At 46.3% G+C, this 16,807-nt stretch carries 18 protein-coding genes; 6 read left to right on the top strand and 12 right to left on the bottom strand.

Annotated features, from left to right (window positions below; translation table 11 throughout):
• Positions 1-135: 135 nt before the first annotated feature.
• On the bottom strand, positions 136-1,452 hold the full coding sequence (locus tag EDC45_RS07185; protein ID WP_133544950.1) for an FAD-containing oxidoreductase: 1,317 nt from the start codon (positions 1,450-1,452) through the stop codon (positions 136-138).
• A gap of 375 nt (positions 1,453-1,827) precedes the next feature.
• On the opposite strand from EDC45_RS07185, the gene EDC45_RS07180 reads away from it, so the two are divergent.
• On the top strand, positions 1,828-2,454 hold the full coding sequence (locus EDC45_RS07180) for a DUF417 family protein (protein ID WP_133544948.1): 627 nt from the start codon (positions 1,828-1,830) through the stop codon (positions 2,452-2,454).
• A gap of 54 nt (positions 2,455-2,508) precedes the next feature.
• Positions 2,509-3,420 (top strand): AraC family transcriptional regulator, encoded by a 912-nt coding sequence (locus tag EDC45_RS07175; RefSeq protein WP_133544946.1) that lies wholly within the window; start codon positions 2,509-2,511, stop codon positions 3,418-3,420.
• Between the two features lie 35 nt (positions 3,421-3,455).
• Here EDC45_RS07175 and EDC45_RS07170 read toward each other — a convergent pair whose 3' ends face one another.
• The 4 genes from EDC45_RS07170 to dapD all read right to left on the bottom strand — a co-directional run bounded on the left by EDC45_RS07170 (position 3,456) and on the right by dapD (position 6,959).
• A complete protein-coding gene (locus EDC45_RS07170) occupies positions 3,456-4,670 on the bottom strand; it encodes an aromatic amino acid transporter (RefSeq protein WP_133544944.1) in 1,215 nt (404 codons plus the stop codon).
• A gap of 164 nt (positions 4,671-4,834) precedes the next feature.
• Positions 4,835-5,101 carry a YcgL domain-containing protein gene (locus EDC45_RS07165; RefSeq protein ID WP_133544942.1) on the bottom strand — a complete coding sequence of 89 codons (267 nt, stop codon included), beginning with the start codon at positions 5,099-5,101 and terminating at the stop codon, positions 4,835-4,837.
• Positions 5,102-5,202: 101 nt separating this feature from the next.
• A complete protein-coding gene (locus EDC45_RS07160; RefSeq protein WP_133544940.1) occupies positions 5,203-5,859 on the bottom strand; it encodes a hypothetical protein in 657 nt (218 codons plus the stop codon).
• A gap of 272 nt (positions 5,860-6,131) precedes the next feature.
• Positions 6,132-6,959, bottom strand: a complete 828-nt coding sequence (gene dapD, locus EDC45_RS07155) for a 2,3,4,5-tetrahydropyridine-2,6-dicarboxylate N-succinyltransferase (protein ID WP_133544938.1) — start codon at positions 6,957-6,959, stop codon at positions 6,132-6,134.
• A gap of 314 nt (positions 6,960-7,273) precedes the next feature.
• Between dapD and EDC45_RS07150 the strand changes: the two genes are divergently transcribed.
• Complete coding sequence (locus tag EDC45_RS07150; protein WP_133544936.1) at positions 7,274-7,597, top strand: HI1450 family dsDNA-mimic protein; 324 nt, start codon at positions 7,274-7,276, stop codon at positions 7,595-7,597.
• An 85-nt stretch (positions 7,598-7,682) separates the two neighbouring features.
• Here EDC45_RS07150 and bioD read toward each other — a convergent pair whose 3' ends face one another.
• Positions 7,683-8,417, bottom strand: a complete 735-nt coding sequence (bioD, locus tag EDC45_RS07145) for a dethiobiotin synthase (RefSeq protein ID WP_133544934.1) — start codon at positions 8,415-8,417, stop codon at positions 7,683-7,685.
• Between the two features lie 212 nt (positions 8,418-8,629).
• Here bioD and moeA point away from each other — a divergent pair, with 212 nt between their 5' ends.
• Positions 8,630-9,859 carry a molybdopterin molybdotransferase MoeA gene (gene moeA / locus EDC45_RS07140; protein ID WP_133544932.1) on the top strand — a complete coding sequence of 410 codons (1,230 nt, stop codon included), beginning with the start codon at positions 8,630-8,632 and terminating at the stop codon, positions 9,857-9,859.
• A gap of 2 nt (positions 9,860-9,861) precedes the next feature.
• Entirely contained in the window at positions 9,862-10,587 is a 726-nt protein-coding gene (gene moeB / locus EDC45_RS07135) for a molybdopterin-synthase adenylyltransferase MoeB (protein ID WP_133544930.1), read from the top strand.
• 132 nt (positions 10,588-10,719) lie between these two features.
• Here moeB and EDC45_RS07130 read toward each other — a convergent pair whose 3' ends face one another.
• From EDC45_RS07130 to EDC45_RS07105, 6 genes are all read right to left on the bottom strand, one after another.
• Positions 10,720-11,187 (bottom strand): ClpXP protease specificity-enhancing factor, encoded by a 468-nt coding sequence (locus tag EDC45_RS07130; RefSeq protein WP_133544928.1) that lies wholly within the window; start codon positions 11,185-11,187, stop codon positions 10,720-10,722.
• Positions 11,188-11,189: 2 nt separating this feature from the next.
• Positions 11,190-11,828: a stringent starvation protein SspA gene (sspA, locus tag EDC45_RS07125; protein WP_133544926.1), complete on the bottom strand. Its 639-nt coding sequence runs from the start codon at positions 11,826-11,828 to the stop codon at positions 11,190-11,192.
• Between the two features lie 182 nt (positions 11,829-12,010).
• Complete coding sequence (gene yfbR, locus EDC45_RS07120; protein WP_133544924.1) at positions 12,011-12,610, bottom strand: 5'-deoxynucleotidase; 600 nt, start codon at positions 12,608-12,610, stop codon at positions 12,011-12,013.
• Position 12,611: 1 nt separating this feature from the next.
• A complete protein-coding gene (gene degS / locus EDC45_RS07115; RefSeq protein ID WP_133544922.1) occupies positions 12,612-13,652 on the bottom strand; it encodes an outer membrane-stress sensor serine endopeptidase DegS in 1,041 nt (346 codons plus the stop codon).
• A 1-nt stretch (position 13,653) separates the two neighbouring features.
• Complete coding sequence (ribD, locus tag EDC45_RS07110) at positions 13,654-14,778, bottom strand: bifunctional diaminohydroxyphosphoribosylaminopyrimidine deaminase/5-amino-6-(5-phosphoribosylamino)uracil reductase RibD (protein ID WP_133544920.1); 1,125 nt, start codon at positions 14,776-14,778, stop codon at positions 13,654-13,656.
• Positions 14,779-15,227: 449 nt separating this feature from the next.
• On the bottom strand, positions 15,228-15,680 hold the full coding sequence (locus EDC45_RS07105; protein ID WP_133544918.1) for a DUF441 domain-containing protein: 453 nt from the start codon (positions 15,678-15,680) through the stop codon (positions 15,228-15,230).
• Positions 15,681-15,854: 174 nt separating this feature from the next.
• Between EDC45_RS07105 and EDC45_RS07100 the strand changes: the two genes are divergently transcribed.
• The gene (locus EDC45_RS07100; protein ID WP_133544915.1) at positions 15,855-16,784 is read left to right on the top strand and encodes an AEC family transporter; all 930 of its coding nucleotides are present in this window, start codon (positions 15,855-15,857) and stop codon (positions 16,782-16,784) included.
• Positions 16,785-16,807 lie beyond the last annotated feature (23 nt).

Here is a 16,807-nt window from a genome sequence, read left to right as displayed (position 1 = left end):
CTCCTTAATACAAATAAATTGTGCTTAAGATAAACCTTGCCCTAAGGTGAGAGTCAAGGCGTAATTTAAAGAATCTGAAATGCCCGCCGGCTTAATTCTGTTGTTTGTCTTTAAAGGCCGCTTAAAGCAGCCGCATTAAATAGCAAATAAATCGTTAAAGTTTTCCGCCATGGTCGGATGGGTGAAAATCTGGCTTTGCAGTCGAGTGTAGGGAATATCGCAATTCATCGCCAAGGTAATCAGATTGATTAACTCGGCGGATTCCGCTCCGAACAAGGTCGCCCCTAAAATCCGTTTGCTTTCCGGATCCACCAGCACTTTAAACAGCCCCCGCAAATCGCCGTTAACATGGGCGCGCGGCATGGCCGCCAATGGGATTTCCTTACTCGCATAATTAATACCCGCTTTTTTCGCCTCATCTTCATTCAGTCCAACCCGCGAGAAAGGCGGATCCATAAATAAAGTATAGGGTACGTTTTGACGCTGTTTGAGGGAATAATCGGTTTTACCCTGCAGATAATTAGAGATGATGCGGAAATCGTCTAAGGATACATAGGTAAACTGTAAGCCTCCGTTGACATCACCGGCGGCAAAAACGTTTTTTACCGAGCTTTCACAAAATTCATTAACCTCGATGGCTCCTCTGTGAGTTAATTTTATCTCGGTATTTTCCAAGCCTAAATCCGCAGTGTTCGGTTTACGCCCGGTGGCGTACAAAAGCGCATCAAAGGTAAATTCCGCCTCTTCGGTTTGCACCACCACTTGCTCGCCCCGATTAAAGACCTTCTGAACACGGCTGTTCAACTCGAAATTCACCTTTTGCTGGCTCATATATTCCTGAGCCAACGCCGAAAATTTTTCTTCTTCACGCATTAAAATACGCGGGTTCGGATCAAACACTCTCACCTCTGAGCCGAGTCTGGCATAGAGGCCGGCAAATTCCAGTCCGATATTACCGCCACCGATAATCCCCAACCGCTTCGGTTGTTCGCTCAATTGCTGAATGCCGGTGCTGTCAAATACGTTTTTGCTCGTCGCCAATCCTTCAATGGGCAACTGAACGGAAACCGCTCCGGTATTAATCAGGATAATTTCGCCTTCAAGCTGTTTGCGCTCACCGTTTGCGGCGCTGATTTCAATGATTTTATTACTGATAAAACGGGCCTGTGCGGTATAAACATCGGCATGAGCGCTGAATGCGGCCAAATTTTTATTGCGCAGTCTGTCGGTTACCTGGTTTTTGGTCGCCATGGCGGTGGAAAAGTCATCTCCCCGCTCCGCCGCAACAATTAAGGTTTTGGTCGGAATACAACCGATATTAATACAGGTTCCGCCGTACATCTTGTCGCTTTTTTCGATAATCGCCACCTTTTTTCCCTGAGAACCCAACTTAGCCGCCAGGGTTTTTCCGGCCTTACCGAAACCAATTACGATTAAATCATAATGCTGCATATTATTTTCCTCTTAAACTGGAACAAAATTAGCTCATGTTCGAACTCATACCCTCTTATTATAGAGATTTTTATAGGGTTAAATCCGTTAAAAGATCTCATTTTTTCATTAAAATACTCTAGTATTACGCTAAAAAATTTGATTTGCTCATAAGCTAAAAATATCGCAATAAATAAAAATATCGATTTTTTGACCGCACTTTTAGCCCCCAAAGCCGATACCCGCTCAAAATTTAACTCGGTTTAAATTCTTTCTCTTTCAATGAGCGGATTTATGGAGAAATTGATACGAATTATCCAATGGCGACAAGAGGATTCCCTTAGAATCATGTTGAATTCGTTGAATTCGTCATATCATTAATTTAAGGAGTCATCTATGCAAGCTTTACTGGAATTTATCGCCCGGATTATCGCGCCTTGGCAACGTAATTTTATTAATTTTATCCGTATCGCCATTTTTATCGTAATGGCCTGGATCGGAGGCTTAAAGGCCTTTCAGTACGAAGCCGACGGTATCGCTCACTTTGTGGCCAACAGTCCTTTTATGAGCTTTTTTTATAATAACAGCGATAAATATGCACCGAATGAAAAGGGTGAAATGGTGAAAGAGTACGTTTTACATAAAAATCCCGAAGGTAAAATGGTGCAGAAAAATATCGACTGGCATAAACAAAACGGAACCTATACCTTCTCTTACGGTCTGGGGGTAGTCATTGTAAGTATCGGCATTCTGACGCTTATGGGGATCTGGAATCCTAATATCGGCCTAATCGGAGGATTATTGACCTTTGGTATGTCTATAGTTACACTTTCCTTCCTGATAACCACGCCCGAAACCTGGGTGCCCAATTTAGGCGGTGATCTGCCGACGCCAAATTACGGCTTTCCTTACCTTTCCGCTGCCGGGCGCTTGATTATCAAGGATATTATTATGATGGCGGGCGGCTTAACCGCAGCGGCGGAATGTGCAAACCGAATTCTGGCCAGAAAATCCGTCGGATAAGAATACAACCGATAACAGGGGGTTCGCTCCCTGTTTTTTTATGAGATACAAGCTATGGATATTCTTGATAATCTTATTCGTCTTGCTCAGATATCAGGCAGCATCAATGTGCAATGTCTGTTGCAAGAGGCTTGGTATATCCGCCATGAACAGCGCTTTGCCCAAGGAATGGTGCATATCGTTTCCCAGGGTAACGGTTATCTGCAAATGGACGGTGTGGAAAAACCCCTGCGCCTAAAAAGCGGCGATATAGTGTTTTTTCCGCGTTCATTAGGGCATAGCCTTAGTCATCGCCCCGGCTATCATCAGGCTTCACCGCCGGAAATCCTTGCCAACGGCGCCTTCACGCTAAAAAAAACCGGTTACGGCACACCGGATATTAGCCTATTCTGCGCCAACTTCAGCTACGATAAAAACTCCGAACTCTTTAATAATCTGCCGGAAGTGGTGGTATTGAATTTGCAGGAAGCCGCATTACAACCCCTGCTTAATATACTGAAAAAGGAAGCCCTAAGCGCGCAGCTCGGTTCCGCTAATATTACCGATGCCCTGCTCAGCGTACTGCTAACCTTATTGATCCGAACCTACCTGAAACAGGATAAAGCCCAACTCAACGGTCTGCTCAACGGCTTACGCGATAAACGATTATCTAATGTAATTTCCGCCGTTATCGGCAATCCGGAAAAAAACTGGAATATCGCCGCGCTTTGTCAAACTGCCGGCGTTTCCAGAGCGCAGCTAATGCGCCTTTTCAGCCAGCAAATAGGGATCAGCCCCCATGGTTTTGTCAATCATATCCGTTTGCAAAAAGCGGCTCGTTTACTGCGCCATTCCCAACAGTCCATTCTGGCAATCGCATTAAACTGCGGATTTCAATCCGAAACCAATTTCGGCAAAGCCTTCAAAAAGTATTATCAGCTCACCCCCGGCCAATACCGTAAACAGCAGCCGGAGGAAAGCGAATAAGTGGGAATTCGGCGCTAACCTCACAAATACCGAGGTTATCCGCTGAATACGCCCGGCAGATAACCCGCCTGAACCAAGAAAGGAACCATAACAATGCCGATACCGATAATCAGCACGGCAACCAACATTGGTTTACCGCCCATAACCCGGTAAGGCAGATCCGGATATTGCCGACGCAATTTCCAGACCATGGCTATCGGCAACACAATGGCATAAAAGGCAAACATTTGTCCCGCATAACCTAAAGCGAGAATAAATCCTTCCGGATAGAACAATGCGAACAACATCGGCGGTAAAAAGGTTAGAATGCCGAGAGAGATTCTGTTGGTAGGCAAATGCACCCGTTTCAGTAAGTCTTCCAAACATTCGAATAAGCCGAGCGCCACTCCCAGAAAGGAAGTGATCAATGCCAATGCAGAGAAAATACGTACCGCAACACCTATATATTCACTGCCGGTAATCGCACTGGTTGCGGTAATCAGGCCGTTCAGGGTCGGATCCTGTTTCAGAATTTCCAGAAACGCTCCCTGACTAAGTACGCCGTGAGTGGCCAACTGCCAAATAATATAGGCGATTAAAGGGATTAGGCTGCCCGCCAGAATGGAAATCCGCAAGGCGCCGATATTTCCGTCCAGATATTTATTCAAGCTCGGAATAGAACCGTGAAAGCCGAAGGCGGTAAAGAAAATCGGGCTTGCCGCAATAATAAGTGCATTATCAATCGGCATTTCAAACAAATTATCCACCTGAACCTTTGGTAATAATAAAAACAGCACCAAAATAAAAAACAGAAATTTTGTAAAGAAAAGAATACGATTGGCTTTATCTACGCTGCTGGTTCCCAACACGATAAAGGAACCGAAAAACAAGGTGAATAGCACGCCGGCGACCCGGGAAGTGGTCTGCTTATCTTGAATGGTCGGTAGCAGCACGGAAAGCAGGGAGCTTCCGCCCGCGACATAGGCGGCGACCAGCGCATATAAAAAAATCAATAATACCGCCGTGGCGAGTACCCGACCGAAGGTGCCGTAGTATTTTTCCGCCAGGGTGCCGATACCCGCATCCGCCTCGGCATTTTGATACAGTTCCACAAACAACAGAGCGGCAAAAGAAAGCAATAGCCATAATGCAATCAGTAAAAATACGGTAAAACCGAAACCGATGCCGGCGGAAGTTAAAGGCATGGCAAGCATACCTCCGCCGATAGTGGTGCCCGCAACGATTAAGGTGCTGCCTAAGGTCTTATTCATAGTCTTCCTCAACTTACAATTAAAGGTTCCGGCATTGTAGCTTATTTTTTACTGAATGTAATTTTATTTTTACGCCTGTTTCTAATTATTTACAAAAAATAGGCGATTGGAACCTTCCCACCATCGTTCCGATACGCTTTTCGGAAAACTCACTTTTTCTAAAATCAGCGAATGGCGGTTAAGGAATTGAACAAACCGTCCTCCTGTTGCGGCAACTGCAGGTAAAAGCCCTGTTCCCGCAGCCGTTCCATAACCTCTCGATTGCTGATGCGAATCAGTTGTTTATGCCCGGCTAAATTAAACAACATAACGAAATACGGACGACCGAAAGCCTGCATCAGGCTTTCAGGCACCTCTTCAAAATTATCTCGCTGCGGAACGTATAAATAAGCTCCGGCCTTTTTCTTGCTTTTATAAATTGCGCATAACATCGCTTTTTCTCTCATTCCTTACAATAAAAAACGACCGCCTGTTAATTAAGGCGGTCGTGCGTTTGGAAGATAAGGACTAAGTAAAACCTAATCCGCTCCTATTATTTAGCAGCTTCTTCTTTTACTTCCTGCGCTTTTTCAGAAACCGCATCAGCTGCTTGGCTTACTTTTTCTGCCGCCGCGTCTCTGACTTCAGCCGCTTTCTCAGCTGCTGCATCTTTAGTTTCTACCGCAGCTTCTTTAGTTTCCGCCGCTTTTTCGGAAGCGGACTGTTTTAACTCTTCCATTTTAGCTGCTGCCGCATCTTTCGCTTCTACCGCAGCTTCTTTAGCTTCCGCCGCTTTTTCGGAAGCGGACTGTTTTAGCTCTTCCATTTTAGCTGCTGCCGCATCTTTCGCTTCTACTGCAGCTTCTTTAGCTTCCGCCGCTTTTTCGGAAGCGGCCTGTTTTAATTCTTCCGCTTTCGCTGCTGCCGCATCTTTTGCTTCTACCGCAGCTTCTTTAGCTTCCGCTGCTTTTTCGGAAGCGGCTTGTTTTAATTCTTCCGCTTTAGCCACAGTAGCGTCTTTCATTTCTTTTGCTTTTTCCACAGTGGCGTCTTTAACATCTTTCGCTGCATCAGCAACCGCATCCTGCGCTTTAGCGACACTTGCTTTTGCTTCTTCAACTTTCTGAGATGTTTGCTCTTTGGCTTGATCACATGCAGTCAATGCTAATGTTGTTCCTAACACTAATGCTGCTAATACTGATTTTTTCATTGGTTGCTCCTAAATGAGTAATGTATAAATATGAAAATGCTAAAACAACTAATGTGTTCGGCGGGCTAAGTTTATGCTAAGACGCCATTAAAAGGAATCATTTTTTATTTACTTTTAACGATAAATCCTTACAAAAAACCGCAGAATAGGCTTACACATTATTTAACCCATTGATTTTCAATCTATATTACAGAGAACGATTGATTTTAAACGCATAAAGATCAAACAGGCGTAAATTCACCGCCTAGATGGAATTTAGCCTGTTAATCCCCTTATTCCTCAATACTACGCAATAATTCGTTAATGCCCACTTTACCCAGAGTTTTCGCATCGACTTTTTTCACGATCACCGCGCAATAAAGACTGTATTTTCCGTCTTTTGAAGGTAATGAGCCTGAAACCACAACGGAACCTGCAGGTACGCGACCGTAAAAAATTTCGCCGGTTTCACGATCATAAATTTTGGTCGATTGGCCGATAAACACGCCCATGGAAATTACACAACCGTCTTCGACGATCACCCCTTCCACCACTTCGGAGCGGGCGCCGATAAAGCAATTATCGCCGATAATGGTCGGGTTGGCCTGTAAGGGTTCCAGTACGCCGCCAATACCTACACCGCCGGATAAATGAACGTTCTTACCGATTTGCGCACATGATCCTACTGTTGCCCAGGTATCTACCATAGTACCTTCGTCTACATAAGCACCGATATTCACATAGGAAGGCATCAATACGGTATTTTTAGCAATATAGGCACCCTTACGTACCGCCGCCGGAGGAACTACGCGAAACCCTTCCCGCTGGAAACGGGCTTCGTCATAATCGGCAAATTTCATCGCAACTTTATCGTAATAATTGGTTTCCGCACCGGCAATTAGGTGGTTGTCATTAATACGGAAGGATAATAATACGGCTTTCTTCAACCATTGATGGGTAACCCAATCACCGTTAATTTTTTCCGCCACACGATATTTACCGCTATCCAGCCCTTCAATTACCTGTTCAATAGCCGCTTTGGTTTCGGTATCCACATTTTTAGGGGTAATTTCGGCGCGACGTTCGAATGCCGCTTCAATGATTGATTGTAAATCTGACATATAAGTTTCATTCCTATATTAAATAAAAAAACGCTAGTAGTTTTATCATAAATTCGATAAAAACTCATCTGTTTTCTGCCCGATGGGCGCCGCGCGAGATTTTCCCCTTCGCTTTCCTTCCTTTGATTCGTGATAATAGGTATGAAATAAAAAATCCTTTCTTTTCCACCGCACTTTCGGATAATTAAAGTCCCCGAAGACTTAATCCGCCCGCTTCCCTTTGCGGATTAATCCCCATTCAAGCCCGGAAAAAGTTTTATTAGGGACGGTTTTAAGTTATGATGCCGATTCCTTTACTTATTTAACACGAAACAATGACCGATTCTAAGCAAAAACTCAACCCTGATACGGCGATCGATATCGCTTATGATATTTTTCTTGAAATGGCACCGGAAAATCTGGATCCCGCCGATATTCTGCTGTTCAATCTTCAGTTTGAACAAAATGGTGCGGTAGAACTGGTGGAAACCGCCGATGACTGGGATCAGGAAATCGGTGTGCTAATCGATCCGCAGGAATATGCGGAAGTCTGGATTGGACTGGTCAACGAGCAGGATCAAATGGACGATATTTTCGCTAAATTCTTAATTTCCCACCGGGAAGAAGAGCGCGAATATCATATTATCTGGAAAAAATAGCGATAAAAAGCACCGCTCTTTTATGCTCCGCTCGGTAAAAATAAGGAGCGAAGGCTGTAATCGAGCGGGCTGCCGGAATATCGGCTTATTTTAACAATTCCGTTTTCATATAGGTTAAGCGCTCGATATCCGTGATATAACGGGCCAAATCCTGCTCTTCAGGTTTATGCAGATAGGGAATCTGTCCCAGTAGCGGCGCATCTATTCTCATGCTGAGTTCTTCAATAATCTGCGAATAATGGCTTAATCCCGGGTTTATCCGGTTTGCCACCCAACCGAGCAGCGGTAGTCCCATATTCTCAATAGACTGTACGCTGAGCAAGGCATGATTAATACAGCCCTCTTTAATGCCCACCACCAGAACCACCGGCATATTCTGCGCAGCCACCCACTCGGCAAAGGTATAATCCTTATTCATGGGAGTCAGCCAGCCGAAGGATCCCTCTACCAGAACGGATTGGTAAGCGGAGGTCAAACGCTTTAAATCGCCGTTGATTTTCTCAATACGAATCCGCGCCGCATTATTCCCCATACTCAGCATCGGCATCGTATGATCAAAGGTATAGCTGTTAATATCCTGATAAGTTACTTTTTCGTTGCTCGAATTAAGCAGTACTAACACATCGCGATTATCCGCTTTACCATAATCGTCTTGCTGTTCTTCAAGCACATCGACATAAACAGGCTCATCTTGCCCGCAGGCAATCGGCTTATAGCCCACGATCTTTATACCGGCGTTCTGCATCGCTTGAATAATGGCCCGGCAACTCACGGTTTTCCCTACACTGGTATCGGTACCGGTAACAAAAAAAGCACTCATAAAATTCTCTCCTTAAAGTTTGTGAAGTCTAAAATATTTTCCCCTCGTACACATTGAGCTAACGCAAGTTTTTGGTAATTCGCCGGAAATTTATATATACTTAGCGCCGAATATTTAACGATAACGAAACAGCGGCGTTACCGGCGTAAATTAACCGAGCGCAGCCCTTTCCCTTATTCCGAAACTTATTTTCTACTCCTAAAGGAGATTCCATGCATAACTTACTTTCCTTTGAGCAGGCCCTGGATAACTTAGTCCGCTCATTGCCTTGTCCCGATCCGGCAAATGCCGAGATCCTCGCCCTAACGGAGGCGCAAAATCGCATTTGTGCGGAAGATATTATTTCACCGATTAACGTACCTTCCTTTGACAATTCCGCGATGGACGGCTATGCGGTGCGCCTGTCGGATCTGGCTCAATCCCTTAAGCTTCCGCTGGCCGGAAAGTCATTTGCCGGCGCCCCCTTCAAGGGACATTGGCCGCCCCTAAGCGCAATCAGAATTATGACCGGCGCCATGATTCCGGAGGGTGCCGATGCGGTAGTCATGCAGGAAGATGTTTGTGTCAATGAAGACGGCAGCCTGACCTTTGCCGCCTTACCTAAAGCCGGACAAAATATCCGCCGTATCGGCGAAGATATTAAAAAAGGTGCTATCGTATTGCAGCGCGGGACGCGCCTGAACGCCGTTTCCCTGCCGCTACTGGCTTCTTTGGGGATTGCTCGGGTGGCGGTTTTCCCACGTCTGAAGGTGGCTCTGCTATCCAGCGGTGATGAACTGGTACCGGTCGGAATGCCGTTGGAAGCGGGTCAGATTTACGATACCAATCGCTTCTGCATCAGACTGATGCTGGAAAAACTCAATTGTGAAATTCTGGATTTCGGTATTTTGGCCGATAACCCGGCCGAATTTGAACAGGTATTTACTCAGGCCCAAGCCCAAGCGGATTTAGTTATCAGTAGCGGCGGCGTATCCGTAGGCGAAGCGGATTTTACCAGAACCGTACTGGAAAAACTGGGACGAATAGATTTTTGGCGCCTGGCGATAAAACCGGGTAAACCCTTTGCTTTCGGAAAATTACAACAGGCCTGGTTCTGCGGTTTACCAGGCAATCCGGTTTCTGCCCTGGTTACCTTTTATCAGCTGGTATGCCCGGCCATTGCCAAACTGAGCGGCCATAGCAGCTACCGCCGCCCGCAGCGGCTTTCCGCCCGAAGCCTCAGTCCACTGAAAAAAAGCCCCGGCCGTTTGGATTTCCAGCGCGGCTATTATCAATGTAACGAGCAAGGACAAATTGAAGTCCGTGCCGTAGGACAGCAAGGTTCCCATTTATTTTCCGCCTTTATGCACAGTAACTGCTTTATCGTGCTGGGACGCGAGCGAGGCAATGTCGCCGCAGGCGAAGAGGTAACCATTGAGCCTTTTAATCAATTATTGGATTAAGTATGAGCGAATTAACCTATCAGGAAGAGTTGCGCTACAACCGCCAAATTATTCTGAAAAGCGTGGATTTTGAAGGGCAGGAAACACTAAAAGACAGCACAATGCTGATTGTCGGCTTAGGCGGGTTGGGCTGTGCCGCCGCACAATACCTGGCGGCGGCGGGGATCGGCCGGCTGATTCTGCTGGATTTTGATAAGGTTTCCCTCTCAAACCTACAGCGCCAGGTATTACATAATGACAGCCGCCTGGATATGCCGAAAGTGGAATCCGCGGCAATTTCTCTGCGTGCCTTAAACCCGCATATTGAGCTTCAACCGATCAACCGCCATTTATCCGCTCCGGAACTTACCGAAATAATCGGCCGGGTGAATGTGGTATTGGATTGCACTGATAATGTGGAAACCCGTAATCAGCTGGATCAAGTCTGTCAACAAACCAAGGTTCCTCTGATTTCCGGAGCCGCTATTCGCATGGAGGGGCAGGTTTCGGTTTTCACTTATGCGCAGGGAACCCCCACCTATGCCAGCCTAAGCCGTCTATTCGGTGAAAACGTTTTAAGCTGCGTGGAGGCGGGCGTACTCTCGCCGATTGTGGGTATCGTCGGTTCCATTCAAGCTTTGGAGGCAATCAAAGTGCGGTTAAAAATCGGTGAGAATTTATGCGGACGTTTACTGATGATCGATGGGATGAATATGAGCTTCCGGGAAATTAAATTACCCCCGGGATAGATGGTTACAGCGGATCTCCCTTGGCTGAAAGGAAAAAGTTGGCGCCAAACCACCGCTCTTTTCCCCACCCGGAACACCGCAAAAAAAATGCGATATCCCGATGATATCGCATTTTTGTATCTGATGATTTGCTTACTTAATAATGCGCAAATGAGAAGCGGATTTAGCTTCCGTCGTCCCTTTAGCCGCTGTTGGTTTGGAGGCGGAAGTTTTCTTATTCGTAATATTTTCAAATCCTAATGGCTGTTCCTCGCCTGAGGCTTCCGCCTGATCGTAACAACTTTCCGGCTCAAACATTACGCCGTCGCCATTTTCTCTGGCATAAATTGCTAAGGCTGCCCCCATCGGAATATAAATATCACGTGCGATGCCCTGAAAACGGGCATTAAATTGAATCCCTTCGTTAGATAAATGAAAATTTCCCACCGCACCCGGTGCCAGATTCAATACAATCTGCCCGTCTTTTACATATTCGGCGGGAACATTAACACCGTAATAAGTGGCATCCACCACCAAATAAGGGGTGAAGTTACTGTCGATCAGCCAGTCGTAATAAGCGCGCAGTAAGTAAGGGCGCTTAGGCAATGCGTGATATTCCATGCTTATTTTTCATCCATCAGGTTCTTAGGCGCATTATGACCCAGGGACTGTGCAAAAGAATCACGTTCAAAAACACGATTCATATAAGCTTTAATCGCTTTGCTGCCGGCGCCGGAAAATTCTACCCCAAGCTCCTGCATACGCCACAGTAACGGAGCGATATAGCAGTCTACCAAACTGAATTCTTCACTCATAAAATAAGCCGTTTGGGTAAAGATCGGAGCAATAGCCAACATTTCCTCTTTCAGCTGTTTTAATGCGGCCTTACGCTCTTCTTCATTCCCTTTCTCCGCCCGTACCAATACCGGATACCAATCCTGCTCGATACGCAACATTAACAAACGGGTTTTGCCGCGCGCAACAGGGTACACCGGCATCAGCGGCGGATGAGGAAAACGTTCGTCAAGATATTCCATAATAATTCGGGAATTAAACAGCACCAAATCCCGATCCACCAAGGTAGGTAAGGTTCCGTAAGGATTTAACTCGACCAAATCTTCCGACAATGCTTGCGGATCTACAATTTCCGTTTCATAAGCAACACCTTTTTCCGCCAGAACAATACGGACCTGATGGCAATAAATATCCGATTTATCTGAAAAAAGGGTCATTATAGAACGTTTATTTGCAGCGCTTGTCATCTATTCCTCCGACGACTGAATTTTAATATTATCTGAAATCATTTAGAAACTAACAGTTAATAAGCCGATAGTTAATCAAAGGGTGTCTATTTTAGCATAAATCACTTACCGAATGCCAAATCTTGGCTTTATTTTTTCTCTGTCATAGACTTAAGCGACAAAGCGGAGAATAAATTCGCCTATCAGGCCATTTCGTCAATAGCCCTGCCGAAGCTGGGGACGAATACAAGGATAAAATAATTCATTTCCTCGCTTTCCCATTCCCGCATCAATGCTTCCAGGCGGGCTTTTGCCGGCGCAAATTCCTGATTGCCGCGGCTTAACTCGCTTTGTGCCTTGATATAAGCACAAATAAGATCCGCCTGCTTAACAATATGTTTTTCCTGAGGGCAAAACTGTTCGCTATCCAAATAAGGGGTAAATTCCGCCTGTAAATCCCTTGGCAGCAAACTGATCAAATGCAATTCCGCCGCCGTTTCAATCTGCTTATAGGCCTGAGTAATTTGCGGATTGAAATATTTTATCGGTGTGGGTAAATCGCCGGTAAATATTTCCGAGCTGTCGTGATACATCGCCATTACGGCAATCCGCTCCGGATTCACTTGCCCCCCGTAAAATTTATTTTTTATTACCGCCAGCGCATGAGCCACTAAAGCGACCTGTAAGCTGTGTTCGGCCAGATTTTCATTTTCCAAATTGCGCATTAAAGACCAACGTCGAATCAGCTTCAGCCGATCCAGACAGGCAAAAAAATGGCTGCTTTCTATCATCTCTAAGTTCATATTAATTTAGCGGATATTCCCCGATTTCCACCTGAATTTCATAGGTTTTACCCGCACGGGAAACCAATACGGGTACTTTAGTATTAGGCGCGATATTACTGATAATCTGCATCATCTGAGCCGGCGATTTAGCTTGAATGCCGTTAAATTTTAAAATAACGTCATCCGGCAAAATACCCGCCAATGCCGCCGGGCCGCCTTGCATCACGCTTTTAATTTTCACCCCGTTACCGTTTTCCTCTTCCTGCCCGTTATTAAACAGAATATCGCTTTGCACCCCGAAAAATCCGCGGATTACACGCCCGTCCTTAATAATCTTCTCCATCACTTCATTGGCAATTTCCACCGGAATGGCAAAACTTAATCCCTCCGCCCCTTCATTGGCATTTTTACCGATACTCAGGGTACTGATCCCCACCAACTCGCCCAGGGAATTAATTAAAGCACCGCCGGAATTTCCCCGGTTAATCGAAGCGTCGGTCTGAATAAAATTCTGCCTACCGACGGAATCCCCTACCGCATTACGCCCGGTCGCACTAATAATACCCTGTGAAACGCTCTGCCCGAGATTATAGGGATTACCTATTGCCAGTGCGATGTCGCCAACATGTACCTGACGCGCCGGATTCTGCGGAATGGTCGATAAATTTTCCGCTTTTATTTTCAATACCGCCAGATCCGTCAGACTGTCCGAGCCGATCAGATTGGCTTCGTAAATCCGCCCGTTTTGTAATGCCACCACTATCTGATCCGCATTCTGAATAACGTGCTGATTGGTAAGAATGTAGCCGTCTTGAGTCATAATTACGCCGGATCCCAGATTATTGACCTGAAACTGGTGATTTTCCGAGGGTGAAAAAGACTGGTTATAAACATTCACTACGGCGGGAGAAGCGATTCTGACCGCATCGCGGAAAGAAGCCACATCATTGTTATAAATATTCAGCAATGCGCCCTTTGTACCGAATTGGGGCAAAACGAATAAAATCAGCCCGGCACAAACAAGGCCGATAAGCACGGCGTGGAAGAGTTTTTTTAGCATATTATGCGTTCCTCAAGGTATAAACCAGTTTTAGGTCTTCATCGATCCGAGTCATTGAGTGCAAATGCCATAACGGCGCATCGGCTAATTTTTGCAGATGGGGTAATACACATAAATCTCTCGCCTGATGGCCTAATAATTTCGGGGCAATATAAAGAATCAGCTCATCAACCAGGTTCTGTTCGATTAGGGCACCGGCAAAAACAGCACCGGCTTCGACCCAGAGATCGTTTATCTTCCTTCTGCCCAGCTCGACCATTAACGCCTGTAATTTGCTCTGCCCGGCATCGGGCGCTAGGGTTAAATGCCGGCAGAAATCGGGAAAGGCGGAAATATCTCTTTCCGCTTCGCCAATCAGCCACACCGGCTCCCTATGCTGAAAAAGATTATGCTGCGGGCAAACCCGGGATTGCGAATCCATAATAATTCTGAGCGGTTGACGCAAAGCGGGCAGGGGATATTCCGCCCGCACCTCCACAGGCAGCTGCGCCCAGCGCACATTTAAGCCGGGATTATCCGCTGCTACCGTCGAGCCCGTGGATAAAATCGCTGCTGACAGCGCCCGTTCCCGTTGCACATCGGCACGGGCGGCTTCTCCCGTAATCCACTTACTTTCCCCAGACGCCATGGCGGTTTTGCCGTCGATGGAAACCGCCATTTTCAGACGGACAAAGGGCAAACCGCTACGCATACGCTTTAAAAAACCTTTATTTAGCGCTTCCGCTTCCTGCGTCAGTACGCCGACCGCCGTTTCGATTCCCGCCTCGCGCAACAGCGCCAACCCTTTTCCCGCCACTTGCGGATTGGGATCCTGCATGGCGGCCACCACCCGTTTTACCCCGGCCTGAATGAGGGCCAGCGCACAAGGCGGAGTTCGGCCGTAGTGGGCACAGGGTTCCAGGGTTACATAAGCGGTCGCTCCCCGAGCCTTATCGCCGGCCTGACGCAATGCCATCGCTTCCGCATGAGGCTCCCCCGCTTTAACATGAAATCCCTGCCCGACGATCTCATCGCCCTTAACCAATAGGCAACCGACGGCGGGATTGGGCGCCACGGTAAACCGACCTTTTTTCGCCAGCTCAATGGCCTGCGCCATAAAGGCGGAATCCTGTGCTAACTGCTGCATTACTGTTCCTTTTGGGCTTATTATGCGTTTATTGCGCATTTACATTTCTTTACCGAACTCGGAAAACTCAATTTATATAAGGCCTTATCCCTATTTCCCGAGCCAAAATTTTGCGTATTTTATCATATTTTTTCTTGCTGAAATCAAGATTCCTAAAATTGATTTCGCCGCCTTTTCCCTAGCGAATCTCTATATTTTTATTATTGATAAAAATTTAAAACCGCTAAATAAGAGCGGTTTATTCGGTTTAGGTTTTAAATGGAATCAAGGCTTTGGCGAGCGCTTTTTCCGCGCCCTTGAATAAGGTTTATCCGCTTTTCTTAAGCGAAACCTATAACTCGAAGCTTCCGTGCTTTATTCATTATGGAGCAGTTTAAACTCGGTAAAGTTTTAATATTCACAACCATGCTCCGGGTTAGAAAAGCCGGCTGAGCGGCCTTATACGGCGCTTAAATTTTTCCCAGCAGCAGAGAAAGAATACCGGCGGCAATCAGAGGGCCGACGGGAACCCCGCCCAAAAAAGCAACCCCTAAAATGGTGCCGATTAATAGGCCCGTCAGCAATACCGGCTGTGAACCCATCAGATTTACCCCGCGTCCGGCAAACCAAGCCACCAGCATGCCCACCGCCACGGATAAAAAGATTTTCCAGTTCAGAAACTCCATCAGATTAGGCAATTTGATACGTCCGGACACCAGGGGCGCCAGTACGCCTATGGTCAGAATAACAATGCCTATATTCAAACCGTGTTTTTCAAAGAAGGGAATATATCTAGCTAAAAAGGTCTGCTGCATCAGTAGCAGTAAGGTTGCGGAAATGGTAATCGAATTATTATTGCTGATTACGCCGAGCAGGATCAGTAATACCAGCATCAGCGCAATGGCGTTAAACTGTATGGACATGAAGTTTCCTTAAAAAGTGCGGTCAAAAACACAAGACTTTTGTTCCGCTTCGGGATAAGCGCCGAAGCATTGTGCAATCGCCCGGATTATAGCAAATTCCGGCCTGAAACGTTTTTTTATTTTTGTTTTGGATATAAAATGGCCGTCATTAACAACCGATTGCTAATAAACCTTATGGATATCGCTTTACTTCTTGCCGCCAAGATCACCGAACTGACCCTGATTGTGTTAATGGGCTATGCGCTGGTCAAATTTAAACTGCTACAGTCGAAAGACAGCTATCCGCTGTCCGTTATCGGCTTGTATATTATCAGCCCGGCGGTAATGATTAAGGCCTTTCAGATCGAATATACTCCGGCGATCCTACAGGGACTGCTGCTCTCTTTAAGCATGGCGGTTTTTTTGCATCTGATCCTGATTATTCTCGGCTCACTGCTGAAACGCCTGTTAAAACTGGATCCTCTGGAACACGCCGCCTCCATTTATTCCAATTCGGGCAATCTGATTATTCCGCTGGTTATGGCCTTGTTCGGCCCCGAATGGGTAATCTACGCCACCTGTTTTATTGTGGTGCAGACCTTTTTATTCTGGACCCATTGCCGCATGATTTTATGCGGTAAAGGCAATTTGACCTTGAAACAGATTTTCAGCAACGTCAATATTCTTTCAATTATTATCGGGGTAACCCTATTCGCCTTGCAGATAAAACTGCCGCCGATGATTACCGGCACCCTGAGCGCCGTCGGTTCTTTTATCGGCCCCAATGCCATGCTAATTGCCGGTATGCTGATTGCCTCCATTCCGCTGCGCACTATATTTTCATCCAAACGGATTTATTTGGTTACCGCCCTACGCCTGATTATTATTCCCCTGTTCTTACTGCTGATCGTTAAGCTGATAGGTTTCGAACGTTGGGCGGAAAACGGTGATACTATTGTGATGATAAGCTTCTTGGCAACCATCAGCCCGGCGGCGGCGACTGTTACCCAAATGGCATTAATCTTTAATAAAGACGCCAATAAAGCCAGTGCCGTTTACGGCGTTACTACCCTACTTTGCGTATTTACCATGCCGCTGATTATTGCTCTCTATCAGCTAATCTGATACGGAGATTCCGATAGCGCCGC

Origin of the sequence: Mesocricetibacter intestinalis (assembly GCF_004363295.1) — a bacterium.
In the GTDB taxonomy this organism is placed as follows: domain Bacteria; phylum Pseudomonadota; class Gammaproteobacteria; order Enterobacterales; family Pasteurellaceae; genus Mesocricetibacter; species Mesocricetibacter intestinalis.
This window is presented reverse-complemented; position numbering and strand designations above follow the sequence as displayed.